This window comes from Bacillus sp. X1(2014) (genome assembly GCF_007678255.1).
In genome coordinates this window covers 626281-650744 of sequence record NZ_VEED01000001.1, presented here as the reverse complement: position 1 = coordinate 650744, position 24464 = coordinate 626281, and the positions used below count along the sequence as shown (strand labels likewise).

General features: G+C 39.7%; 20 protein-coding genes and 1 other annotated feature. Of the genes, 17 read left to right on the top strand and 3 right to left on the bottom strand.

Annotation, left to right across the window (positions count from 1 at the left end; translation table 11 throughout):
• Positions 1-27 precede the first annotated feature (27 nt).
• On the bottom strand, positions 28-162 hold the full coding sequence (locus tag FS608_RS31085) for a hypothetical protein (protein ID WP_260871563.1): 135 nt from the start codon (positions 160-162) through the stop codon (positions 28-30).
• 109 nt (positions 163-271) lie between these two features.
• Here FS608_RS31085 and lonB point away from each other — a divergent pair, with 109 nt between their 5' ends.
• The 3 genes from lonB (at position 272) to yihA (ending at position 5082) form a co-directional block, all read left to right on the top strand.
• Positions 272-1939, top strand: coding sequence for an ATP-dependent protease LonB (gene lonB, locus FS608_RS03425; RefSeq protein WP_144547848.1), 1668 nt, complete (start codon positions 272-274; stop codon positions 1937-1939).
• Positions 1940-2176: 237 nt separating this feature from the next.
• Positions 2177-4504, top strand: a complete 2328-nt coding sequence (lon, locus tag FS608_RS03420; protein ID WP_144547847.1) for an endopeptidase La — start codon at positions 2177-2179, stop codon at positions 4502-4504.
• Positions 4501-5082: a ribosome biogenesis GTP-binding protein YihA/YsxC gene (gene yihA, locus FS608_RS03415; RefSeq protein ID WP_144547846.1), complete on the top strand. Its 582-nt coding sequence runs from the start codon at positions 4501-4503 to the stop codon at positions 5080-5082. Before lon ends, yihA begins: the two co-directional genes overlap by 4 nt.
• A 30-nt stretch (positions 5083-5112) precedes the next feature.
• On the opposite strand, the gene FS608_RS03410 is transcribed toward yihA, so the two are convergent.
• A complete protein-coding gene (locus FS608_RS03410) occupies positions 5113-5601 on the bottom strand; it encodes a LiaF transmembrane domain-containing protein (RefSeq protein ID WP_144547975.1) in 489 nt (162 codons plus the stop codon).
• 278 nt (positions 5602-5879) lie between these two features.
• Here FS608_RS03410 and hemA point away from each other — a divergent pair, with 278 nt between their 5' ends.
• From hemA to ysxE, 8 genes are all read left to right on the top strand, one after another.
• On the top strand, positions 5880-7223 hold the full coding sequence (gene hemA, locus FS608_RS03405; RefSeq protein WP_144547845.1) for a glutamyl-tRNA reductase: 1344 nt from the start codon (positions 5880-5882) through the stop codon (positions 7221-7223).
• Positions 7224-7235: 12 nt separating this feature from the next.
• Positions 7236-8069, top strand: coding sequence for a cytochrome C assembly family protein (locus tag FS608_RS03400; RefSeq protein ID WP_144547844.1), 834 nt, complete (start codon positions 7236-7238; stop codon positions 8067-8069).
• A 27-nt stretch (positions 8070-8096) separates the two neighbouring features.
• On the top strand, positions 8097-9032 hold the full coding sequence (gene hemC / locus FS608_RS03395; protein ID WP_144547843.1) for a hydroxymethylbilane synthase: 936 nt from the start codon (positions 8097-8099) through the stop codon (positions 9030-9032).
• Positions 9029-9811 carry a uroporphyrinogen-III synthase gene (locus FS608_RS03390; protein ID WP_144547842.1) on the top strand — a complete coding sequence of 261 codons (783 nt, stop codon included), beginning with the start codon at positions 9029-9031 and terminating at the stop codon, positions 9809-9811. Before hemC ends, FS608_RS03390 begins: the two co-directional genes overlap by 4 nt.
• Before the next feature lie 3 nt (positions 9812-9814).
• Positions 9815-10795, top strand: a complete 981-nt coding sequence (gene hemB, locus FS608_RS03385) for a porphobilinogen synthase (protein WP_026563410.1) — start codon at positions 9815-9817, stop codon at positions 10793-10795.
• Positions 10796-10814: 19 nt separating this feature from the next.
• On the top strand, positions 10815-12101 hold the full coding sequence (gene hemL / locus FS608_RS03380; protein ID WP_144547841.1) for a glutamate-1-semialdehyde 2,1-aminomutase: 1287 nt from the start codon (positions 10815-10817) through the stop codon (positions 12099-12101).
• Positions 12102-12864: 763 nt separating this feature from the next.
• Positions 12865-14145, top strand: a complete 1281-nt coding sequence (spoVID, locus tag FS608_RS03375) for a stage VI sporulation protein D (RefSeq protein ID WP_260871562.1) — start codon at positions 12865-12867, stop codon at positions 14143-14145.
• Between the two features lie 108 nt (positions 14146-14253).
• Entirely contained in the window at positions 14254-15288 is a 1035-nt protein-coding gene (gene ysxE / locus FS608_RS03370) for a spore coat protein YsxE (protein ID WP_144547839.1), read from the top strand.
• Positions 15289-15306: 18 nt separating this feature from the next.
• Here ysxE and FS608_RS03365 read toward each other — a convergent pair whose 3' ends face one another.
• A complete protein-coding gene (locus tag FS608_RS03365) occupies positions 15307-15498 on the bottom strand; it encodes a hypothetical protein (protein ID WP_144547838.1) in 192 nt (63 codons plus the stop codon).
• 151 nt (positions 15499-15649) lie between these two features.
• Positions 15650-15888 (top strand) — a binding site (T-box leader).
• Between the two features lie 48 nt (positions 15889-15936).
• Here FS608_RS03365 and FS608_RS03360 point away from each other — a divergent pair.
• The 6 genes from FS608_RS03360 (at position 15937) to FS608_RS03335 (ending at position 24304) form a co-directional block, all read left to right on the top strand.
• A complete protein-coding gene (locus FS608_RS03360) occupies positions 15937-18579 on the top strand; it encodes a valine--tRNA ligase (RefSeq protein WP_144547837.1) in 2643 nt (880 codons plus the stop codon).
• A gap of 74 nt (positions 18580-18653) precedes the next feature.
• Entirely contained in the window at positions 18654-19976 is a 1323-nt protein-coding gene (locus FS608_RS03355; protein WP_144547974.1) for a bifunctional folylpolyglutamate synthase/dihydrofolate synthase, read from the top strand.
• Positions 19977-20037: 61 nt separating this feature from the next.
• Complete coding sequence (locus tag FS608_RS03350) at positions 20038-21759, top strand: sensor domain-containing diguanylate cyclase (RefSeq protein ID WP_144547836.1); 1722 nt, start codon at positions 20038-20040, stop codon at positions 21757-21759.
• Between the two features lie 240 nt (positions 21760-21999).
• Positions 22000-22485: a prepilin-type N-terminal cleavage/methylation domain-containing protein gene (locus FS608_RS03345; protein WP_144547835.1), complete on the top strand. Its 486-nt coding sequence runs from the start codon at positions 22000-22002 to the stop codon at positions 22483-22485.
• Between the two features lie 14 nt (positions 22486-22499).
• Complete coding sequence (locus FS608_RS03340; protein WP_144547834.1) at positions 22500-22940, top strand: prepilin-type N-terminal cleavage/methylation domain-containing protein; 441 nt, start codon at positions 22500-22502, stop codon at positions 22938-22940.
• Between the two features lie 8 nt (positions 22941-22948).
• Positions 22949-24304: a pilus assembly PilX N-terminal domain-containing protein gene (locus FS608_RS03335; protein WP_144547833.1), complete on the top strand. Its 1356-nt coding sequence runs from the start codon at positions 22949-22951 to the stop codon at positions 24302-24304.
• Positions 24305-24464 lie beyond the last annotated feature (160 nt).

Below are 24464 nucleotides of genomic sequence, written 5' to 3'. Positions count from 1 at the left end.
CGAATTTCCCGTCTTAATGAGCGAATTTCATAGTCCAATGAGCGAATCTCTCAGTCCAATCAGCGAATTTTCGTAATCAATCAGCGAATTCCATGGTTCAATCAGCGAATTTTGGCAGCCAATCAGCGAATATCCCCATTCAATCAGCGAATCCAATTCCACTCCATCTCCCGAAACAGTTTCTTACGAATATGTGGTTTATTCCATCCCACTGCAGGAAATACTTATTAATATATATTTAGTAAAAAGTTGAAGTGCAGGAGGGAAATGTATGAGTTGGACGGGGATTGCCTTATTTATACAGCTATTCTTCGGAATCATAATTGGGCTGTATTTTTGGAATTTGCTTAGGAATCAGCGTACACAAAAAGTATCCATTGATCGGGAATCCCGTAAGGAAATGGATCAACTTCGCAAAATGAGATCTATTTCACTTTCAGAACCATTAGCTGAAAAAGTAAGGCCTTCAAGCTTTCAAGATATTGTCGGCCAAGAAGATGGAATCAAATCATTAAAAGCAGCACTATGTGGACCAAATCCCCAGCATGTGATTATTTATGGACCGCCTGGAATTGGAAAAACAGCAGCTGCACGCCTTGTTTTAGAAGAAGCGAAGAAAAATCGTAAATCACCCTTTAAACCTGAATCTGTTTTTATCGAGCTAGATGCAACGACTGCGCGATTTGATGAGAGAGGAATTGCTGATCCGTTAATCGGTTCTGTACATGATCCAATCTATCAAGGAGCAGGGGCCATGGGACAAGCAGGAATTCCGCAGCCAAAGCAAGGGGCAGTGACCAATGCTCATGGTGGGGTCCTTTTTATCGATGAAATTGGAGAATTGCATCCGATTCAAATGAATAAGCTCTTAAAGGTATTAGAGGATCGGAAGGTTTTCCTTGAAAGTGCGTATTATCATGAGGAAAATAATCAAATTCCGACCCATATCCATGATATTTTTAAAAATGGCCTTCCAGCCGATTTCCGGTTAATTGGCGCTACGACAAGGACACCAAGTGAAATTCCCCCTGCGATTCGGTCCCGTTGTATGGAAGTTTTCTTTCGGGATTTAACACAGGAAGAAATCGTTGAAATTGCGAATAAGGCTGCCCAAAAAGTGAACCTACAAATCAACGAAACAGGCGTCAATACACTATCGAACTATGCAAGGAATGGGCGCGAAACAGTTAATTTAATTCAAATTGCGGCAGGACTTGCGATAACAGAAGAACGCGATTATATCAAGGATGAGGATATCGAGTGGGTCATCCATGCGAGTCAAATGTCACCAAGAATGGAACGAAAAATTAATGATTTATCCCATGTAGGTCTTGTTAATGGCTTGGCTGTTTATGGGCCAAATTCGGGTGCGCTCCTAGAAATTGAAGTGACCGTCATCCCTGCCAAAGATAAAGGGACAATCAATATCACAGGTATTGTTGATGAAGAAAGTATTGGCGGACAAGGCAAATCGATTCGCCGGAAGAGTATGGCGCGCGGTTCCATTGAAAATGTAATAACGGTTTTACGATCAATGGGTGTCCCAGCTAACGACTTTGATATCCATGTGAATTTCCCGGGCGGTGTTCCAATCGACGGCCCATCGGCAGGAATTGCGATGGCGACTGGCATTTACTCTGCGATTTATAAAATTCCAATCGACAACACGGTTGCCATGACAGGAGAAATAAGTATCCATGGAAATGTCAAACCGATTGGCGGGGTGTATCCAAAGGTAAAAGCTGCGAAAAAAGCAGGAGCAAAAACAGTGATTATTCCAGAGGAAAACATGCAAACGATTTTAAATGAGATTGATGGAATAAAAATTATTCCCGTTTCCCATCTGCATGAAGTATTTGAGATTGCGCTGGTAAATGATTATCAAAAAATGGATGCAATCCCTGCATCGATTGAGCTATCTAAAAAAGAGAGTATCTAATTAAAACTTCGGTTTGTGATCCATCTGCAAGCCGAAGTTTTTTGCCTATTTTATCAAAAGTTTTCTACCATTATTATAGAAAGAAATCGGAATGATTGGGGAAACTAAACGTATGCTGAAAAGAGAATCAACCCGCTTTCTCTAAAAATAGACACTTAAAAATAAATAGGATAGAATTGTACAAAGACCATTCTGATTTTGTAGTGAAAAATTGTTTGCATGTGGAGGTGCAGTAATTTGACGAAAAAGAACGAATTGATCGTCCCCCTCCTGCCGCTTCGAGGATTGCTCGTCTATCCGACCATGGTCCTGCATTTAGATGTTGGACGTGAAAGATCAGTACAAGCACTTGAAAAAGCAATGGTAGATGACCATTTAATTTTCTTAACCACTCAAAAGGAGGTTTCAATTGATGACCCTTCTGAAGAGGATTTATACACGATAGGAACATTAACAAAAGTAAAACAAATGCTTAAGCTGCCAAACGGCACGATAAGGGTCTTGGTAGAAGGATTAAATCGTGGGGAAATCACTTCATTTCATGATGAAGAAGACTACTATGCGGTTACAATCGTTACCTATGATGACCCAATTACGAAGGATGTCGAAGATCAAGCCCTAATGAGAACCATGCTTGACTATTTCGAACAATACATAAAATTATCGAAGAAGATTTCTGCAGAGACCTATGCGTCTGTTGCAGATATTGAAGAGCCTGGCAGAATGGCAGATATCATTTCCTCCCACTTACCGATTAAGTTAAAGGAAAAGCAGGAGATTCTGGAAACGACGGATATCAAAGAAAGAGTGAACAAAGTAATTGATATCATCCATAACGAAAAAGAAGTCTTGAATTTAGAGAAAAAGATTGGTCAGCGTGTTAAGCGTTCGATGGAACGGACACAAAAAGAGTATTATTTACGTGAGCAAATGAAAGCGATACAAAAGGAATTAGGCGATAAAGAAGGCAAAACCGGTGAAATTGCCGAGCTTACGAAAAAAATTGAGCAAGCAGGCATGCCTGAACATGTGCTAAAAGCGGCACAAAAGGAATTAGACCGGTATGAAAAGGTACCAACCAGTTCAGCAGAAAGTGCTGTGATTCGAAACTACCTTGATTGGTTAATTAGTCTCCCTTGGTCTAATAAAACGGAAGATGACATTGACATTAACCGTTCAGAAAAGATCTTAAATCAGGACCATTATGGTCTTGAAAAGGTGAAGGAACGTGTCCTTGAATATTTGGCGGTTCAAAAGCTGACCAACTCGTTAAAAGGACCAATCCTCTGTCTAGCAGGACCTCCAGGGGTAGGTAAAACAAGCCTGGCCCGTTCGATTGCGACATCGCTCAATCGTCATTTTGTTCGTGTATCACTTGGCGGAGTGCGTGATGAATCCGAAATTCGAGGCCATCGCAGAACATATGTGGGTGCGATGCCAGGACGAATCATCCAGGGAATGAAAAAAGCAGGAACCATTAACCCTGTCTTTTTACTCGATGAAATTGATAAAATGTCCAGTGATTTCCGCGGAGACCCATCGAGTGCCATGCTCGAAGTTCTAGACCCAGAACAAAATAGTAATTTTAGCGACCATTATATAGAAGAAACCTATGATCTCTCTAAGGTCATGTTTATAGCAACGGCCAATAATCTATCAACGATTCCTGGACCGTTATTAGACAGAATGGAAATTATCACAATTGCCGGCTACACTGAGCTTGAAAAGGTTCATATTTGTAGTGATCATTTGCTTCCAAAACAAATGAAAGAAAATGGTCTTTCCAAAGGAGTTCTTCAAGTCCGCGATGATGCAATTCTAAAAGTCGTTCGTTACTACACACGGGAAGCTGGTGTTCGAAGTTTAGAACGTCAGATGGCAACTCTTTGCCGGAAGACCGCAAAAATTATTGTTTCCGGTGAAAAGAAACGCGTCATCATTACCGAAAAGAATATCGAAGAGTTTTTAGGAAAAACAAGATTCCATTATGGAATGGCAGAAAGCGAAGATCAGGTCGGAGTAGCAACTGGGTTAGCCTATACAACTGTGGGTGGAGACACACTCCAGATCGAAGTATCTTTAGCTCCAGGTAAAGGGAAACTTGTATTAACCGGGAAGCTTGGCGACGTCATGAAGGAGTCTGCGCAAGCTGCGTTTAGTTATATCCGTTCTAAAGCGGAAGAACTAGGTATTGAAGAAGATTTCCATGAAAAATATGATATCCATATACATGTGCCAGAAGGTGCAGTTCCAAAAGATGGACCATCAGCAGGAATCACGATGGCAACAGCACTGGTATCTGCATTGTCAGGCCGGCCAATCCGCCGCGAAGTTGGGATGACAGGAGAGATTACGTTAAGAGGAAGAGTCCTTCCGATAGGCGGTTTGAAAGAAAAGACCCTTAGTGCCCATCGCGCTGGCTTAACGAAGATTATTCTTCCAAAAGATAATGAAAAGGATATTGATGATATCCCAGAAAGCGTAAGGAATGAACTGGATTTTGTCCTTGTTTCCCATGTGGATGAAGTCTTGAGGCATGCCCTTTTGGAAGGTGAAGTGCAATGAAGGTAGTAAGTTCAGAAATAGTCATCAGTGCTGTAAAGCCAGAACAATATCCAGAAACAGATTTACCTGAATTTGCGCTTGCTGGCCGTTCCAATGTTGGTAAATCATCTTTTATCAATAAAATGCTCAATAGAAAAGGTTTGGCGAGAATCTCTTCTAAGCCAGGAAAAACACAAACGTTAAATTTCTACTTAATAAATGAAATGCTTCATTTTGTGGATGTTCCAGGTTATGGGTACGCGAAAGTCTCTAAATCAGAGCGGGCAGCGTGGGGAAAAATGATCGAAACCTATTTTACATCACGCGAGCAACTAAGAGCAGCTGTGCAAATTGTTGACCTTAGACATCCACCATCGAAAGATGATGTGATGATGTATGATTTTTTAAAGCATTATGAGATCCCTTGTATTATCATCGCAACAAAAGCGGATAAGATCCCAAAAGGGAAATGGCAAAAGCATTTAAAAGTTGTCCGAGAGACATTAGACCTTGATAAAAATGACCAAATGATTCTTTTCTCTTCAGAAACAGGACTTGGGAAAGATGAAGCATGGTCAGCACTTCAAAGCTATATGTAAATAAGAAACGCCTGGCAATTGCGCCAGGCGTCATTTTTTTTTCTTTAGTAAAAAATAAATACCAACGACGATGAGCAGGGCGGGCCAAAACTTCCACACGAAACTCATACCGTTTTGGAGTAAGTCAAAATATGCAGTAATTTTATCATAAAATAAGAGGAGAACAGCTAAAATAAGAAAGAGGAATGCTTGAAATAAACCAGAATTCGTCTTTTGAAAGCGCAGGAAAAAACCTGCAGAAATAATTAATATCAGCATTCCAATCGTGTTACTTGGCCAAAAGGACATCTTGCCGACCAGATGAAAATGGAGTCCAAAGCCAGCCATTATGACCCCAGGAAGAATTGCCTCGTACTCGTGTGCAGAATACCCCTGACCTAGAAAAGCAATTCCGACAATAATCAACAGTGTCGGCCATGTGAAAAATTGTTGAAAAATAGTTATGCCGGATTGCTGCAACAAAAAGTAAGCACCAAAGCCGATAAGAATGATCCCAGGAAAAACTCGTTGATTCTTCATTAAAAACACCACACTTCCAGTAAGGTTCTCTTGAATCTTGTCCATTTTTTTGGTACTGTACATAAGGAAGTATTTTAAAAAAACATTTATCATGATTAAGAAAGTCTAAAGGAAACGTTGATAAACTGTCCCTATTGGGATTGTTAATCGGCGACTTTACTTTAATATATTACCATATAGTTTCGTTTTCTGTTCACATTTTAGGAGGAAAAGTCGAAATTGCTCATGATATAATCATACTAGTTAAGTTGTAATATCTATTGGGGGTGTCCTTACAAATGCATACATTAGTGATCGGTATAAACTATAAAACTGCCCCTGTTGAAATTCGCGAGCGGTTGTCATTTAATGAAGCCGACCTTGCGGATGCCATTAAAAAGCTAAATACTAAAAAAAGCATCCTAGAAAATATCATCTTGTCTACATGTAATCGTACGGAAATTTATGCGGTGGTAGATCAATTACATACAGGCCGCTATTATATAAAAGAATTTCTGTCAGAATGGTTTGGATTAGAGCAAAAAGAATTTTCTCCGTTCTTATTTGTGTATGAAGATGATGGGGCGATCGATCATTTATTTAACGTGACTTGCGGACTTAATTCCATGGTTTTAGGAGAAACACAAATCCTTGGACAAGTTCGTACGAGCTTCATGTTGGCACAGCAAGAAGCAACGACTGGTACTGTATTTAATCACTTGTTTAAACAAGCGATTACCCTTGCCAAACGTGCTCATTCAGAAACTGATATTGGTGCCAATGCCGTTTCTGTCAGCTATGCTGCCGTCGAATTGGCCAAGAAAATTTTTGGATCACTTGCCAACAAACATGTGTTAATTTTCGGAGCAGGAAAAATGGGAGAATTAGCGGCTCAAAACCTTCACGGAAATGGCGTGAAACAAGTTACTGTAATTAACCGAACGTATGAAAAGGCGATCGATTTAGCGAATCGATTCAGCGGTAAAGCGAGAACACTGGCTGAATTAGAGAAAGTATTAGTGGAAGCTGATATCCTAATCAGTTCAACTGGTTCGAAGGATTTTGTTATTTCAAAAGAAATGATGGCCGGCGTTGAGAAAAAACGCAAAGGGAAGCCGTTATTTATGGTGGATATTGCTGTACCGCGTGACTTAGATCCAAGAATCGGTGACCTTGAAAATGTCTTTTTATACGATATCGACGATTTAGAAGGAATTGTTGAGGCCAACTTGCAAGAGCGCAAGAAAGCAGCCGAAAGAATCATGCTCATGATTGAAAAAGAAATCGTGGATTTCAAGCATTGGCTTGGAACGCTTGGAGTGGTGCCAGTTATCTCAGCACTGAGGGAAAAAGCCCATGCCATTCAATCTGAAACGATGGTAAGTTTGGAGAGGAAATTGCCAAATTTATCAGAACGCGACTTAAAAGTTTTAAATAAGCATACAAAAAGTATCATCAACCAGCTCTTAAAGGATCCGATTTTACAAGCAAAAGAATTGGCTGCGCGCCCTGACGCAAATCAGGCAATGGAATTATTCATGAAAATTTTTAATATTGAAGAGCTTGTCCAAGAACAACATTCGAAAGCAGCCGAAACCAATCAAATACCGGTTACAACACCGCGGGCTTCCTTTCAGTCATAAGGGGTACATTCTATGTTTAATGTCTTTATGACAAGGCTTCACGAATTAACCGTTGTTCTTTACGCCTTTAGTGTGTTGTTATATTTTTTCGATTTTCTACACCATAACCGGAAGGCAAACCGTATTGCTTTCTGGTTACTTGCGTTTGTATGGATTTTGCAAACCGTCTTTCTCGGAATCTATATGTATAAAACAGGCAGATTCCCTGTATTAACGATTTTTGAGGGACTTTATTTTTATGCTTGGATCTTGGTTACATTATCCATTGTGATCAATCATTTATTACGGGTTGATTTTATCGTTTTTTTCACGAATATCCTAGGCTTTACGGTAATGGCCATTCATACATTTGCCCCAATACAATATAGTTCGCATATCATGGCGAAGCAGCTTGTTTCCGAATTATTGTTGATTCATATTACGATGGCTATTCTTTCATATGGTGCATTTTCCCTATCCTTTGTTTTCTCATCATTATATTTGCTTCAATATGATTTATTAAAAAGGAAAAAATGGGGCACAAGGCTCATACGTCTTGCCGACTTAGATAAACTCGAAAAATCATCCTACATATTGGCTGTGATCGGTGTGCCAATGCTGCTGCTGAGTTTGATTTTAGGACTGCAGTGGGCCTTTCTTAAGGTTCCTGGGATGCCATGGTACGATATGAAAATCGTTGGATCATTTCTGTTATTGATAGCCTATAGTATCCTTTTATATTTGCATAGTATGAAAAATTTATCTGGCAGAAAATTGGCCATTTGGAATACAGCGGCATTTTTAATTGTCCTAATTAACTTTTTCTTATTTGGTAGATTATCATCTTTTCATTTATGGTATGCGTAGTGCATAACCACCTCAGGAGGCACATTCATGAGAAAAATCATTGTAGGTTCTAGACGAAGCAAACTGGCTTTAACACAAACAAATTGGGTGATGGATCAATTGAAGAAATTGGACCCTCGTTTCGAATTTGAAGTGAAAGAAATCGTTACAAAAGGGGATCAAATTCTTAACGTTACTCTTTCAAAAGTTGGCGGTAAAGGATTATTTGTAAAAGAAATCGAGCAGGCTATGCTTGATAAAGAGATTGATATGGCCGTGCATAGTATGAAAGACATGCCAGCTGTTTTACCAGAAGGACTGACAATTGGCTGTATCCCATTCCGTGAGGATCACCGTGATGCACTAATCTCCAGAGGACATGTAAAGTTAAAAGATTTAAAACCTGGTGCAATTATCGGGACAAGCAGTCTGCGCCGCAGTGCTCAGTTATTAGTGGCGCGTCCAGATTTAGAGATTAAATGGATTCGTGGTAACGTAGATACAAGATTAGCAAAATTAGAAACGGAAGAATACGATGCGATTATTCTAGCAGCTGCAGGCCTTTCCCGCCTTGGCTGGACTTCAGATGTAGTTACTGAATTTTTGGATGCTGACCTATGTATTCCAGCGGTGGGTCAAGGCGCATTATCGATCGAGTGCCGTGAAGATGATAAAGAACTTCTAGAACTATTTGAAAAATTCACTTGTAAGAAAACAGAAAGAGCCGTTCGTGCCGAGCGTGCCTTCCTTCAAAAAATGGAGGGTGGGTGTCAGGTACCAATTGCCGGCTTCGCCTACGTGGCTGAAAATGATGAAATCGTCCTAAATGTGTTAGTAGCTTCACCAGAAGGACATGAAATCATTAAAGAAGAAGTGAGAGGACATAACCCAGAAGAGCTTGGAGTTCAGGCTGCTGACCTTTTAATTCAAAAGGGTGGTAAGGACCTGATTGAAAAGGTAAAACGGGAGCTTGAAGGTCAATGACCCAAACGTTACCTTTGCTTGATAAGACTGTTCTTGTACCTAGAGGCGAAGGTCAAGCAAAATCCTTTTCACAACTTGTTGAAAGGTACGGAGGGATTGCAATCGAAATCCCTCTTATTGCCTTTCGGCCGATTGAAAAAAATCAACGCCTTCATGATGCAATGATGGCACTTGATACATATGACTGGATTATTTTTACTAGCAATGTCACAGTTGAAACCTTCTTTTCTTTTTTTAAAAAGAAAGAGACGGATCAATCGTTTCCGAGAATCGCTGTGATTGGAAAAAAGACAGCAGAGGTTTTGGAAGCAATGGGATTCTCACCTGAGTTTGTTCCGTCTGCTTATGTGGCAGAAACGTTTGTGGAAGAATTTAGCCCATTATTGGATAGGGATGCTCGGGTGCTGCTTCCGAAAGGAAATCTTGCCCGAGAGTATATCGCGAGATCCTTAACGGAACGGGGGGCTCAAGTGGATGAGGTTGTCATTTATGAGACATACCTGCCGGATGAAAGTCGAGATAGGTTGGCTCGGATGCTAGCGAATCAACATATTGATATACTTACCTTTACAAGCCCTTCAACGGTTGATCATTTAATGGATGTCGTTAAAGAGTATGGATTGGATAAACAGCTTGGTAACTGCCTTATTGGCTGTATTGGTCCCATTACCGAGAAAAAATTACATGACTATGGATTAACGGTTCATGCGTCACCAAAAGAGTATACCGTAAAAGAAATGATTAATAGTATGATTGCTTATATAGAGACGGAGGAATAATCAATGGAACTTCAATTTAAACGTCATCGCCGCTTACGCTCGAGTGCGAGCATGCGTTCACTTGTTCGTGAAAATCACCTCAAAGCAGAGGACTTCATTTATCCACTTTTTATTTATGAAGGCGAAAATATCCGCAATGAAGTATCATCCATGCCTGGTGTTTACCAAGTTTCGATGGACCACCTGGAAGCAGAAATGGAAGATATCGTAGCACACGGAATTAAGTCAGTTTTACTATTCGGCATTCCGAAAACGAAAGACGCATGCGGTGAGCAAGCCTATCATGACCATGGGATCGTTCAGGTAGCTACTCGGTTTATTAAAGAAAAATTCCCTGAAATTATTGTCGTTGCTGATACATGTCTTTGCGAATATACAAGCCACGGGCATTGTGGAGTGGTTGAAGGGGAGAAGATTCTTAACGATCAATCTCTTGAATTGCTTGTAAAAACGGCTATTGCTCAGGCAGAAGCAGGGGCAGACATTATTGCCCCATCTAACATGATGGACGGCTTTGTTGCCGCTATTCGTGCTGGGTTGGATGAAGCAGGCTTTACTGAGATTCCTATTATGTCTTATGCAGTGAAATATGCATCAGCGTTCTACGGTCCATTCCGTGAAGCAGCTGAGGGTGCACCGCAATTTGGTGACCGTAAGACCTATCAAATGGATCCGGCGAACCGGATGGAGGCATTTAGAGAAGCAGAATCGGATGTCGCTGAAGGGGCAGACTTCCTAATCGTGAAACCAGGTATGCCGTACCTAGACATCGTCCGTGATATGAAAAATACCTTTAATTTACCGATTGTTATTTATAATGTAAGCGGAGAATATGCAATGGTTAAAGCGGCAGCACAAAACGGCTGGATTGATGAAAAAAACACCGTACTTGAAATGTTAATGGGCATGAAACGTGCGGGTGCAGACTTGATCATCACCTATGCTGCAAAAGATGCGGTTCGCTGGTTAAGAGAAGACCAATAATTCGAAAAGAGGGAACGGTATGCGTTCGTATACAAAGTCGATAGAAGCATTTAAAGAAGCCCAAGCTATTATGCCTGGCGGAGTAAATAGTCCGGTTCGTGCTTTTAAATCAGTAAATATGGACCCGATTTTCATGGAACGAGGCAAGGGTTCAAAAATTTATGATATTGATGGCAATGAATATATTGACTACGTCCTTTCATGGGGACCGCTCATCCTTGGTCATACGAATGACCGAGTGGTTGAAGGCTTAAAAAAGGTCGCTGAACTTGGAACAAGTTTCGGTGCACCGACATTAATGGAGAATAAACTAGCTAATCTTGTGATTGAACGTGTCCCATCCATCGAAGTCATTCGCATGGTATCATCAGGAACAGAGGCGACAATGAGCGCGCTTCGCTTAGCTAGAGGATATACAGGCCGTAACAAGATTTTGAAATTTGAAGGATGTTACCACGGCCATGGGGATTCCTTGTTGATTAAGGCTGGTTCTGGGGTGGCTACACTTGGTTTACCAGACAGCCCGGGTGTACCTGAAGGGGTAGCCTCAAACACCATCACAGTCGCTTATAATGACCTTGAAGGCGTAAGATATGCGTTTGAACAATACGGTGAGGATATTGCTTGTATCATTGTTGAGCCTGTTGCTGGGAACATGGGGCTGGTTCCGCCGCTTCCCGGATTCTTAGAAGGTTTACGTGAGATAACGTCAGCGAACGGCTCATTGCTAATTTTTGATGAAGTTATGACAGGCTTCCGTGTGGGTTATAACTGTGCTCAAGGCTATTTTAATATCACTCCTGATATCACATGTCTTGGTAAAGTAATCGGGGGCGGACTTCCGGTTGGAGCGTACGGTGGTAAAGCAGAAATCATGAAGCAGATTGCCCCAAGCGGTCCAATTTATCAAGCGGGCACCCTTTCTGGTAACCCACTTGCGATGACAGCAGGTTATGAAACATTAAGTCAATTAACGCCAGAGCATTATGCGGAATTTATCCGTAAGGGTGATTTATTGGAAAAAGGCTTCAAGGCAGCTGCTGAAAAATATGATGTTCCAATCACATTTAACCGTGCAGGTTCAATGATTGGCTTCTTCTTTACTAATGAAGCTGTCATTAATTATGATGTAGCGAAATCATCCAATTTGGAATTCTTCGCAGCATATTATCGTGAGATGGCACTTCAAGGAATCTTCTTACCGCCATCACAATTTGAAGGCTTGTTCTTATCAACAGAGCACTCCGATGAGGATATCGAAAAAACTATCCGTGCAGCGGAGATTGCCTTCTCGAAACTTAAATAAACTATTTTTTGGCACCCACCTGGTTTGGTGGGTGTTTTTTGTATGGTTAGAAGCTTAATTTGTTGGGCCAGTCTGGGGACTGGCTTTTGAAGAAGCAGTTTGAAAATTGGGTTTGACGGAATAGATTGGAGTTTTGTAGAAATAATTGTCAAAGTTGGCGAAATAAAGTCCCGGTTAGGCGAGATAATCTCGTAAACCGGCGAAATCCCTACTCAACTTGGCGAAATCCCCCCTCCTAGTAAAGGCAGTACCCCAGATCAAACAGAGATCGAGGCCTGGGCAGTCATTAAAATAGGTAACTAAAAAACTGTTTAGCGAAATAGTTTAGAGTTTAGGCGAAAAAAAGATCATAGATGGCGAAATAAAGTCCTAGTTTGGCGAAATAATCAAGTGATCCGGCGAAATCTCCACTGAACTTGGCTAGATCCCCCATCCTAGTAAAGGCAGTACCCCAGATCATACAGAGATCGAGGTTTGAGCAGTCATTAAAATAGGTAACTAAAAAGCCTATTGGCGAAATAAATTGAAGTTTTGGCGAAATAATGATCAAAGTTGGCGAAATAAAGTCCTAGTTTGGCGAAATAATCAAGTGATCCGGCGAAATCACCACTCAATTCGGCGAAATCCCTGCCTCCCACAAAACATAAAAACCTCATCCAAATCTCTAAACACGAAAACTACGTTTCTTTTCCACTCAAAACAACACTTTTTATCATAAAAAATCCCCTTGGGTCATAGAGTGTAAGTGACATAGTGATTTTGCGTGAAGGAAACGAAAGGAGGAGTCGCTTTGTCCCAAGAGAACCAATCGTGCCTACGCTTTTCCTTGGAGGAGTCTTTGTGGTTTAGAAAAGGACAGGAAGTCGAAGAGCTTATTTCCATCTCTTTAGACCCGGACATTACCATCCAGGAAAACGACCAGTACGTAACCATAAGAGGTTCGCTCGAACTCACAGGCGAATATAAAAGTTACGAAACTAACAGTGAAAATGAAGAAGAAGGTGTAACATCTCAAAAGTTTGTGGAAAGGGTCGATAACCGGGAGGAAGGAACCTGTGAATTTTCGCACCGATTCCCTGTCGACATTACCATCCCAAATAATCGGATTCAGAGTATTTACGATATTGATGTTCTCGTTGAATCGTTTGACTATTCGATTCCTGAACGCAGCTGCTTGAAGCTGGCAGCAGAACTAACAATTAGCGGCTTATATGCCACCGAACAACAACAACCGCAGGAAGAGGCTACTGAGATTGAGGTCGTCCATCGTGCTGAACCTGAATATGAAGATGTAGAAGAAGTAGAAGTTGAATTGGAAACAGTTCAAAGCAGCTACCAAGATAACTTCTTATTTGAAGCAGAGGCAAGAAAACCGCAAGAAGAAGAGAGTGTAGACGTCTTACCTAAATTTCCGACCTTCAATTACCAACCGCAGGAAGAAATTGAAGAAGAGGAAAACGAACCTACATGGGATTTACAGGAAACAAGAATTGAAGAGGACCAACCATCATGGGAGTTGCAAGAGGCCAGAAATCAAGAAAACCAACCTACAGAGGAATTACTAGAAGTAAGAAATGAAGGGTACCATTCATCATGGGACATAGAAGAAGTTAAAAGTGAAGAGAGCCAGCCAGCGTGGTATTTCCAGGAAGCCAGAAGTGAAGGAACCCAGCCACAACAAGAGCAAGGGGCCGTTTTGGAAGCTGCGCCACAACCAACAGAGCATGTTGAAGAGGAAGTCAGTCATCAGGTAGAAGAAAGCTCTTCGTCACCGGAGGAAGCACCACCGAAGAATACTAAAAAGAAAAAAGCGGCCAAAAAGAAAAGCATGACGTTAACAGAGTTCTTTGCTCGAAAGGATGATAATGCGGATCAAGCAAGAGTTAAGATTTGCATCGTCCAAAAGGGAGATACCGTGAGCAGCGTAGCAGATCGCTATGATGTATCCGTACAAAACCTTCTGCGTGTCAACAATCTTGAAATCAATCAAGATGTATATGAAGGTCAAGTATTATATATTCCTAGCAGCTTTGCAAAAAAATAACTAAAAGAGATGAGCGGGTTTTTTGACCTGCTCACCTTCTTTTCATGAAGAAATATCGTCCACCAAGCGGCGATTATGCTTTTCCATTGGAAAGAGAGTTGAGTTTTCATGAATAACCCCAATCATCTAGCCACACTTGCACCGATCTTAAAACAATATCTTATTGAACCTCAATTTGTAGAGGATTTTGGCACCGTCCTCAAGGTTTATTCAAATAAAGGAACCTTTGCTTTAAAAAAAATTGACCCGTCGACTGGGACAGATTTCATTCGCCATGTCCATCTTCTTTACCAAAAAGGATTTAACCGCATCGTTCCGATTTATCCTACCATGGACGGCAGGTATGCAGTTTTACATGAAAATAATCTTTATTACTTAATGCCATGGATGTCAAATGAACAAAAGGAAGACCGTGAGCATAGAAATCATCAGCTCTTTCGTGAACTAGCACGCCTTCATACACTATCCGCCAAAGAAATTACCATGAATAAAGAAGAAAGAACCGAGCACTATGAAAAGACTCTTCAACAGCATGAAAAACAACAGGAATTTCTCGATGGTTTCATCGACGAATGTGAAAAAAAGACCTACATGTCGCCGTTCGAATTGCTATATTGCCTCTACTACAATGAAATCAGCCAAGCGCTGAAATTCTCAAAAACGAAATTTGAAGAATGGTATGAAAAAACGAAAGACAATGAAAAGGCGCGTATGGTGATCACGCACGGAAAATTGTCACCTGAGCATTTTTTATATGATGATAAAGGGTATGGATTTTTTATAAACTTTGAGAATGCTCACTATGGCTCACCGATCCATGACCTTCTTCCATATTTATCAAGAGCCTTAAACACTAATCCAAAGCGAAGTGATACGGCCGTCGATTGGGTATATCATTATTTTAAATACTTTCCATTTAGAGCCGACGAAAAATTATTATTCTACAGCTATTTAGCGCTCCCGATTCCAATCATCCAAGTGGCAGAAAGTTACTATCGTAAGCAGCGTCCCAAAAATGAGTTAAAATATGTACGCCAGCTGCAGCACCGCTACTGGCATTTGAAAAATTCAGAGTATGTTGTCATGAGAATGACCGAGATTGATGCGCAGGCAGCAGCAAAAGAAGGAGCCCAGCAGCAGTAACCTTGCTACAAGGGCTCCTTAAACGATTTCAAAATAAATTGACACAGCAATTGCGACAAATAAAGTTAATAACACGATATCGAAGAATGTAGGAATGATCAATGTTCGAATAAATTGGAAGACCACAAACGGAATAACTAATTGCGCTGCAACCCTCCGACAAGTCCGAAACCAGGGTTGGTATTTAAACTTATTCAAATTTCTCTTCACCAAAAACCCCCCCTTTTTATTTTCTTTATGTATATTCCACAAGAGCGGAGAATTCTCCAAAAAAGAAGCATATAGTATAAAAAATAAAAAAAGTGGTTATCATTATTGACGTCAAACCCTTTTTTTCGGTAGTATAACAATATAATTTAATTAATAAGCAACGACAGGGAAGAGTACGATGCAAACCTGCTTTATAGAGAGGGAAATCAATAGCTGAAAGATTTCCTAAGCAGACAGTCGGAAGGTCGCCCACGAGCTTCTTCTGCGAACGGATCCTAAAGCATCCTATTAGTTGAAGACGGACTAAATCCGTTATCTACATAAGTGCCAATCAGTTTTTTTGATTGGAAAAAAGGTGGTACCGCGAAGCAAACTCCATTCGTCCTTTTATGACGATGGGGTTTTTTATGTTGAAAAGGAATCAAAGGAGGAACAAACATGGAAACAAAGGAACTAACAATGCCTACTAAATACGATCCACAAACGATTGAAAAAGGTCGTTATGAATGGTGGCTGCAAGGTAAATTTTTCGAAGCAAAAGATGATGAAAGTAAGCAGCCATACACGGTTGTCATCCCACCGCCAAACGTAACGGGGAAACTTCATTTAGGCCATGCCTGGGATACAACTTTACAAGATATCGTAACCCGTATGAAACGGATGCAGGGGTATGATGTTCTTTGGTTACCGGGGATGGACCATGCGGGAATTGCTACCCAAGCAAAGGTAGAAGAAAAACTTCGTAACGAAGGTAAAAGCCGCTACGATTTAGGCAGAGAAAAATTCGTTGAGGAAACCTGGAAGTGGAAGGAAGAGTATGCTTCTCATATCCGTCAGCAGTGGTCAAAACTAGGATTAGGCTTAGATTACAGCCGTGAACGGTTCACACTTGATGAAGGCTTATCAGATGCCGTTAAAGAAGTGTTTGTTACTCTTTATAAAAAAGGTCTCATTTACCGCGGAGAATATATTATTAACTGGGATCCATCCACTAAAACAGCTCTATCAGATATCGAAGTTATTTATAAAGATGTTCAAGGTGCATTTTATCATATGAGCTATCCGCTTGCTGATGGTTCAGGACATATCGAGGTAGCGACAACCCGTCCAGAAACGATGCTTGGCGATACTGCTGTTGCCGTTCATCCTGAAGATGACCGTTACAAGCACCTTATTGGTAAAAACGTCATTCTGCCAATCGTTGGCCGCGAAATTCCAATTGTTGCTGATGATTATGTCGATATGGAATTCGGATCTGGAGCGGTTAAAATTACACCTGCCCATGACCCGAATGACTTTGAACTTGGTAATCGTCATAACTTAGAACGTATTCTTGTTATGAATGAAGATGGCTCGATGAATGATAAAGCCGGTAAATATAAAGGTTTAGATCGTTTCGAATGCCGCAAGCAAATCGTGAAAGACCTGCAGGAACAAGGTGTTCTTTTCAAAATTGAAGAGCATCCGCATTCCGTGGGTCACTCCGAGCGAAGCGGTGCTGTGGTTGAACCATATCTTTCTACACAATGGTTTGTTAAAATGCAGCCACTCGCAGATGAAGCGATTGCCCTGCAAGATAAAGAAGCGAAAGTAAACTTTGTTCCAGACCGCTTCGAAAAAACTTACCTGCGCTGGATGGAAAATATCCGTGACTGGTGTATTTCAAGACAGCTTTGGTGGGGTCACCGAATCCCGGCTTGGTACCATAAGCAAACAGGTGAAGTTTATGTTGGAACCGAAGCACCTGCAGATGCGGAGAACTGGGAACAGGATAAAGACGTTCTAGATACTTGGTTCAGTTCGGCATTATGGCCGTTCTCTACAATGGGCTGGCCGAATACTGAATCAGCCGATTTCAAGCGTTACTTCCCAACCGATGTGTTAGTGACTGGCTATGATATTATCTTCTTCTGGGTATCCCGAATGATTTTCCAAAGCATCGAGTTTACTGGGGAGCGTCCATTTAAAGATGTACTCATCCATGGTCTCGTTCGTGATGAGCAAGGTCGTAAAATGAGTAAATCACTTGGAAACGGCGTAGACCCAATGGATGTGATTGAAAAATACGGTGCTGATGCGCTAAGATATTTCCTTTCAACAGGAAGTTCTCCAGGGCAGGATTTACGCTTCAGCTTCGAAAAAGTAGAGTCCACTTGGAACTTTGCCAATAAAATTTGGAATGCTTCCCGCTTTGCGTTAATGAATATGGATGGCATGACCTATGATGAAATTGATTTCAGCGGCGAAAAATCTGTTGCCGACAAGTGGATCTTAACACGCTTAAATGAAACGATTGAACATGTGACACGACTTTCTGACCGCTATGAATTCGGGGAAGTTGGCCGTGCTCTATACAACTTCATTTGGGATGACTTCTGTGATTGGTATATTGAAATGGCGAAATTGCCATTATATGGTGAAGATGAAACGGCAAAGAAAACAACTCGTTCGATTCTAGCTCATGTATTGGATCAAACGATGCGTTTGTTACATCCATTCATGCCATTTATCACCGAGGAAATTTGGCAAAACCTTCCACATCAAGGAGAGTCAATTACGACAGCGAAGTGGCCTGAAGTAAATCCAGCTCTTTCTGATGACCAAGCAGCACAAGAAATGAAATTGCTCATGGAAATGATTCGTTCTGTACGGAATATTCGTGCTGAAGTTAACACGCCTATGAGTAAGAAAATCAAAATGCTTGTAAAAGCGAAGGATGAAACAGTTCTTAAATCGCTTGAGAATAACCGCAGTTATATTGAACGTTTCTGTAATCCTGAAGAATTGCAAATGGGTGTGGAGCTTGAAACACCAGAAAAAGCCATGACAGCTGTTATTACTGGCGTTGAAATCATCCTGCCACTGGCAGGCTTGATCAACATTGACGAAGAAATTGCTCGTCTCGAAAAAGAATACGACCGCTTAAATAAAGAAGTAGAACGAGTTCAGAAGAAACTAAGCAATGAAGGTTTCATGAAAAAAGCCCCTGAAAGTGTTGTAGCTGAAGAGAGGGCAAAAGAAAGTGATTATCGTGAGAAGAGAGCGATTGTGGAAGCTCGAATTAAAGAATTAAGAGGGTAAACTAAATGGTGAGGCGAGTCCAGCAATGGAGTCGTCTCATCTTATTACACATACAAAAAGATGGGGTGTCACGGATGTTTACTACATATAAAGAAGCCCTAGAATGGATCCATGCAAGGTTAAGACTGGGCATCAAACCAGGTTTAAAGCGGATGGAATGGATGATGGACAGACTTGGCCATCCGGAAACAAAAATGAAGACCATTCATATTGGCGGTACCAATGGAAAAGGGTCTACAGTTACCTATCTTCGTTCAATTCTTGAAGCAGGGGGATATACGGTCGGTACCTTTACCTCGCCCTATATTGAACAGTTTAACGAACGAATTAGTGTTAACGGCAAAGCAATTAGCGATGCGGAATTGCTTCAGCTAACAAATATCATCCGCCCGTTAGCGGACGAATTAGAAGCAACGGACCTAGGCGGCCCAACGGAGTTTGAAGTGATTACCGCCATGGCGTTTCATTATTTCGCAAGCTTGAACAAGGTTGACATCGTTATTTTTGAAGTGGGGTTAGGCGGTCGCTTTGATTCAACCAACATTATTCAACCGTTAGCTTCCATCATTACCAACATCGGTCTAGATCACACCAATATCCTTGGGTCTACATACGAGGAAATTGCTTTTGAAAAAGCGGGAATTATTAAAAATAATACAGCCCTTTTTACAGCTGTTAAACACTCCGGCGCGCTCAAGGTCATCGAGGAACAAGCTCAAAAGAAAGAAGCACCAGTTTATCGCCTAGATCAAGAATTTACGATTAACGGCCATAAATCCTTAGTTAAGGGAGAAGTCTTTAACGTTGTTACACCATTTCAAGCCCTCGATCAGCTGGAAATCAGTATGATGGGCCAGCATCAAACGGAAAATGCCGTACTTGCTGTGATAGCCGCCCAATTTTTACATCAAAAGGGCGAGTTTATCCTAACTGAACAAGCGATTCGAGGAGGATTAAAGAAGGCGTATTGGCCAGGCAGATTTGAAATGCTGTCAGAAAGTCCATTAGTCATCATTGACGGGGCCCATAATGAAGAAGGGATTACGGCTCTTACACACGAACTATCAACTCGATATCCAAATCGCAATATCCAGATTGTCTTTGCTGCGTTAACGGATAAAAAGCTGGACGAGATGATTGGGAAACTAGATAGCATTGCTACACAAATTACTTTTGTTAGCTTTGATTTTCCGCGTGCGGCGAAAGCAGAGGAATTACTGAAAATCAGCCATTCAGCCAACAAACTTGCCGTAGATGACTGGGGTTCGTATCTTTCAGAGGAAATAAAATCACCTGATAACAATAGCATATTAGTCATAACAGGATCACTTTATTTTATTTCAGAAGTAAAACCATTTTTATGTCAGTTTTTGAAAAATAAGAAAATTTCTTTATGACAAGAAATTTTTCCGATGGTAAAATAATTTTATCAATATAAAACAAGAGAGGAGGATAAGCATGAAGGTTAAACCATACATCAAGAATTCGATTTTTCTGACTTGGATTTTAATGGTCCCTGCTGGAACTTGGTTCACCTATCAGACTTATCCTCCACATATCTCCGGGCACTGGTTGGATGTCTTTGCCTTTTTGCTGTTAACCTGTGTGGTTGCAACGATGCCCATTGTCATAAATAATATGTTTATTTTCTTAATTCAATGGGTGGCGCTTGCTACCTTTTTAAGATTTGGCTTATTTGTTGAAATCATTTTTGCTCAAATAGCCGTTCTTGTTTTACTACTAAAGTTACGGATCCTCCGCAAAGGTGAATTATTCCGATTACCGCTTAACTTGAATATGTTTTTCCTCGTTTCCTTGACCAGCGGCCTGGTCTACCACTGGCTTGGTGGAGAGATAGGCCCGAATTTTACAGAAAACTCTAATTACTTATGGATAGCCATGTTATATGCGGTAGTAAGTTATGCTATGAATCAAATCATTGTCTCTTTCAATCTTTATTTTATTTACAAAAGCAAAGAATCCTATTTTGGAAAAGATTTCATTGTAGAGACTATAACTACTTTCATTACCTTCCCGATTGGGTTTGTGCTGTATATCCTTTATAATCAAGTCGGCAGTTTAGCTCTGTTGTTTGTGGGGATTCCTTTTGTCAGTTTATCTATGATTTTCAGACTTTATTATTCTAGTGAAAAAATCAATGAATATTTACAAAAGACTGCGGAGATTGGTCATCAGCTGGCCGAGCGTTTAAAGGTTGATGATGTGGTTGATTTGTTGATTCAAAAGGTTAGTGAAATGCTGCCCGTTGATTATGCCTATATCTTGGAAGTAACCAAGAATGATGAACTTCAAGTGGTTCGCGGGGTCAAAGAGGGCATGTCTAATCATTTCCCGCCTGTCAAGAAAAACCAAGGAATAATCGGAATGGTGTGGGCCGAGCAGAAAACATTCTTATTTAAAGCAAGGAAAGAATGGCGGAACTATTCGAACGGTCATCTACCCGATGATGCCGAAAGTGTTCTAGGTGTACCAATCGTTCGAAGCAAAAAAGTTCTTGGGGTTTTAGTACTTGCTTCCAAGCGAAAGCGGGCATTTGAAAAATTCCAGTTGATGATCATCGATATCCTTTGTTCCCACTTTGCGGTTGCCATTGAAAATGCTAAGCATTATGAGATGACAAAAATGCAAAGTGAACGCTGCTCGTTAACGAAATTGTATAATTATCGTTATTTTGAGAACCTTCTAACTGAAGAATTTGAAAAATTAACCCAGTTCGAACGTCGGAAATTATCGCTAATAATTCTTGATATTGACCATTTTAAACAAGTCAATGATACGTATGGCCACCAAAGCGGAAATGAAATTCTGTTTGAGCTTGCCAGCAGACTAACAAAGCTTATTGGGCATACACGTGGAACCGTCGCTCGTTATGGAGGAGAGGAATTTGTCGTCCTTTTACCTGATACATCAAAGGAAGAGGCCTACCTAATTGCAGAACAAATAAGGCAAATGATCGCCAATTGGCCATTTACACTCAAACAGTCCTTGGATTTAGACAAAATGCAGCAGAAGGTAATGATAACCGCCTCGATTGGAGTGGCAACAGCGCCAGAGGATGCGGAAGATTCTCTAGCGTTGATTCGGCATGCTGATCGAGCACTTTATGTTGGGGCGAAGCGGGCAGGGCGGAATCGGGTTGCGGAGTATTCGACGTGTTGATTTTGAATTTTGTAATAAGAATGAAGTGACCCTTGAGTTAATTTCTTGAAAAAGGGGGTCACTTTTTTATATTTAAATAATTTAATACTGGTCTTCATTTCTATTGAAAAGTAGATTTCTTACTGATAAACTAAAATTGCATTAAATTGTATTAAATTGTAAAACCTATACAAAAAATGTCGTTTATTGATAAATTAATAGAATTCTACATTCGGTAACATTTAAAGGGTGATTTAATACATGAAGAAAGTTTCTTCCTATTTCTCTTCTCAAAGAGGGATGACTCTGATAGAAATTTTAGTTTCAATTATAATTCTTTCCATTATTATAGTGACATTATTAACTATGCTTATTCAATCTTCTCGAACAAATAATACTTCAAAGAATATTGTAAATACAACGTATTTAGCTGAAAATAGTATGGAAGAAATCAGGAATTTTGTGGTTTCTACAACTTTTTCATCTTCCACAACTTTTATGAGCAATTTAACTATAAGTGGTTATGATAAATTAACAATAACTGATCTCGATAAAATAACTGATTACGATAAATCGTCTGGATACTTTTATAAAAAAATTAATAACACAAAGGGTCATTTTATTTTGGTAAAGTTAGTACCTAAAGAGGCTCCCCTGGTTAAAGTAACTGTAAAAGTATACAACAATGAGACTAGTTCAAAAAGACTAGAAGCCCAAATGGAAATGTTAATATCTTGGAAACAATAACAGGTGGATTATTAATGACTAAATATAATAAAGGTGTTACATTAATCGAATTATTGGCAGTCCTCTCACTATTATCAATTGTAATCTTACTTGTTGCATCAGTACAATTATTTGGGCAGAATCAATCAAGGAATCAAAAAATTGAGATTCAGAGCCAATCTGATATTAGACTTGCTCTCAATATGATTACAAAAGACATTAGAAGTGCAAAAAGTGGTCCTGAGAATGTAATTGTTACTATACCAAACACTGAATTTCAAATAAAAACAGAAAATAATACTACGATCGTTTACAAATTTGATGGCAATAAAACTCTGTTAAAAGATAGTCAACCCTTGGTAGCTAACATTAAAGAATTTATCTTAGATAAAAATGCGGAAAAAATATCATTGACACTCACTTCAAATGATGCAGGCCCAATATCTCTTTCAACAACAATTTATTTTAGAAAATAGGTGGGACGATGGAAGGCAACAAGGAAGGTCTTTTGAATACTATTAAAAATGAAAAAGGGATGGCGTTAATTTCAGTTTTAATAGTCTTTGTGGTAATCACCATACTAGGCGTTGGTATCATTACTCTTGCAGCATCTAATATGAAAATGAGTACTGGAGAAAGAGACAATCAATCAGCCTATTATATTGCTGAATCTGGAATAACCAATGAGATGAAAGTTATTAATAGTTTAATTCCTGATATGTATAAAAGTTCCACAATTTTGTCGGACTTTTTTTTGAAATTTGATAATGAATTTGTTTTGAAAGAAATACCAGTCTATGATAATTTTGAGGAATCTTTTGGACAAAAACCTTACGCAAAAATTAAAATTGAACCTGTTTCTAATATTAACGTATTAAATCCATTTACTAGAGATTATAAAATTACCTCTACGGGTACTATAAATAATCGTTCTAGGTCTGTTGTTAAAATAATTCATCTTACTTGGAACCCAAAAAGCAATATAAAAATTGCATCCGATACAGTTTTGTTTTTAGGAACGGATTTGGATTGGCATAATACTCCTGCTGAGATTATTGGGACAGTAGGATTGGGGAAAGATGCGTATACTAAATTTACAGGTAGTAAAACACCTCAAATAAAAGAGTATGCAGATGTAACAATAAATGAGCCTGAATTTCCTGTATATACAATACCGCCTAACTCAAGAATCTTTACAGATAGCAAATTAATAATGGATAATGATATGTATTTCAGTCGAATTACTGTTAATAGTAATAGCACCCTGGAAATAAATGTTGGTGATAAAAATAGAAGTATAATTGTCGACAGGCTTGAGTTTTTAACAAACGGTAAACTAAAAATAAGTGGAACAGGGAATCTAACAATCTATGTAAAGACTTTAAGTATGAGTAGTGGGACTATTATTAATACTGACGGCGAAGCTAGTATTAGTAAGCTTAATATATTCTTAGAGGGCTCAGGGTCTCAAATAAATAATGGTGTAATCTATGGGTCAATGTTTACAAAAAATACTCCTGAAATAAACACTAGTTTTTCTATAAATGATACTACTGGAGTACAAGGCAGTTTTATAACAGGTGGTAGAGGTACTATAACTTTAAATAGTAACAGAACCCTCGCAGAACAAAAGGCAAAAATGATATTCGCCCCGTTAGCAAATATTGATGCACAGTTAAATTTTAAAGGAACAATAGTAGCCAAGACTTTCACTTCTAATGGTAATAACCATGGTTTCGTTTTTACACAACCAGTTAATCCACCATTCTATATTGATAATGGGACAGTAAATATATCTGTTAATAATTTGATAACATCTGAACCAATAATGGAAAAATAATTTAGTCATTATTATATGGAATATTGAATGTTTAACCTTAGCACACTTAAAATCCCATTCTTTGGTATTTGATATTGGGAAACATCAGATGCCAAGAGAAGGGTTTTTTTTATTAAGAATAAAGTATTTTACAATATTTAGTATGGGAATCTTTTATTTT

What these genes read in the sequence shown, in the direction of transcription:
- lonB (WP_144547848.1), top strand. Translation starts at nt 272, where the DNA reads ATGAGTTGGACGGGGATTGCCTTATTTATACAGCTATTCTTCGGAATC.
- yihA (WP_144547846.1), top strand. Translation starts at nt 4,501, where the DNA reads ATGAAGGTAGTAAGTTCAGAAATAGTCATCAGTGCTGTAAAGCCAGAA.
- FS608_RS03410 (WP_144547975.1), bottom strand. Translation starts at nt 5,601, where the DNA reads ATGAAGAATCAACGAGTTTTTCCTGGGATCATTCTTATCGGCTTTGGT.
- hemA (WP_144547845.1), top strand. Translation starts at nt 5,880, where the DNA reads ATGCATACATTAGTGATCGGTATAAACTATAAAACTGCCCCTGTTGAA.
- FS608_RS03400 (WP_144547844.1), top strand. Translation starts at nt 7,236, where the DNA reads ATGTTTAATGTCTTTATGACAAGGCTTCACGAATTAACCGTTGTTCTT.
- hemC (WP_144547843.1), top strand. Translation starts at nt 8,097, where the DNA reads ATGAGAAAAATCATTGTAGGTTCTAGACGAAGCAAACTGGCTTTAACA.
- FS608_RS03390 (WP_144547842.1), top strand. Translation starts at nt 9,029, where the DNA reads ATGACCCAAACGTTACCTTTGCTTGATAAGACTGTTCTTGTACCTAGA.
- hemB (WP_026563410.1), top strand. Translation starts at nt 9,815, where the DNA reads ATGGAACTTCAATTTAAACGTCATCGCCGCTTACGCTCGAGTGCGAGC.
- hemL (WP_144547841.1), top strand. Translation starts at nt 10,815, where the DNA reads ATGCGTTCGTATACAAAGTCGATAGAAGCATTTAAAGAAGCCCAAGCT.
- ysxE (WP_144547839.1), top strand. Translation starts at nt 14,254, where the DNA reads ATGAATAACCCCAATCATCTAGCCACACTTGCACCGATCTTAAAACAA.
- FS608_RS03360 (WP_144547837.1), top strand. Translation starts at nt 15,937, where the DNA reads ATGGAAACAAAGGAACTAACAATGCCTACTAAATACGATCCACAAACG.
- FS608_RS03355 (WP_144547974.1), top strand. Translation starts at nt 18,654, where the DNA reads ATGTTTACTACATATAAAGAAGCCCTAGAATGGATCCATGCAAGGTTA.
- FS608_RS03350 (WP_144547836.1), top strand. Translation starts at nt 20,038, where the DNA reads ATGAAGGTTAAACCATACATCAAGAATTCGATTTTTCTGACTTGGATT.
- FS608_RS03345 (WP_144547835.1), top strand. Translation starts at nt 22,000, where the DNA reads ATGAAGAAAGTTTCTTCCTATTTCTCTTCTCAAAGAGGGATGACTCTG.
- FS608_RS03340 (WP_144547834.1), top strand. Translation starts at nt 22,500, where the DNA reads ATGACTAAATATAATAAAGGTGTTACATTAATCGAATTATTGGCAGTC.
- FS608_RS03335 (WP_144547833.1), top strand. Translation starts at nt 22,949, where the DNA reads ATGGAAGGCAACAAGGAAGGTCTTTTGAATACTATTAAAAATGAAAAA.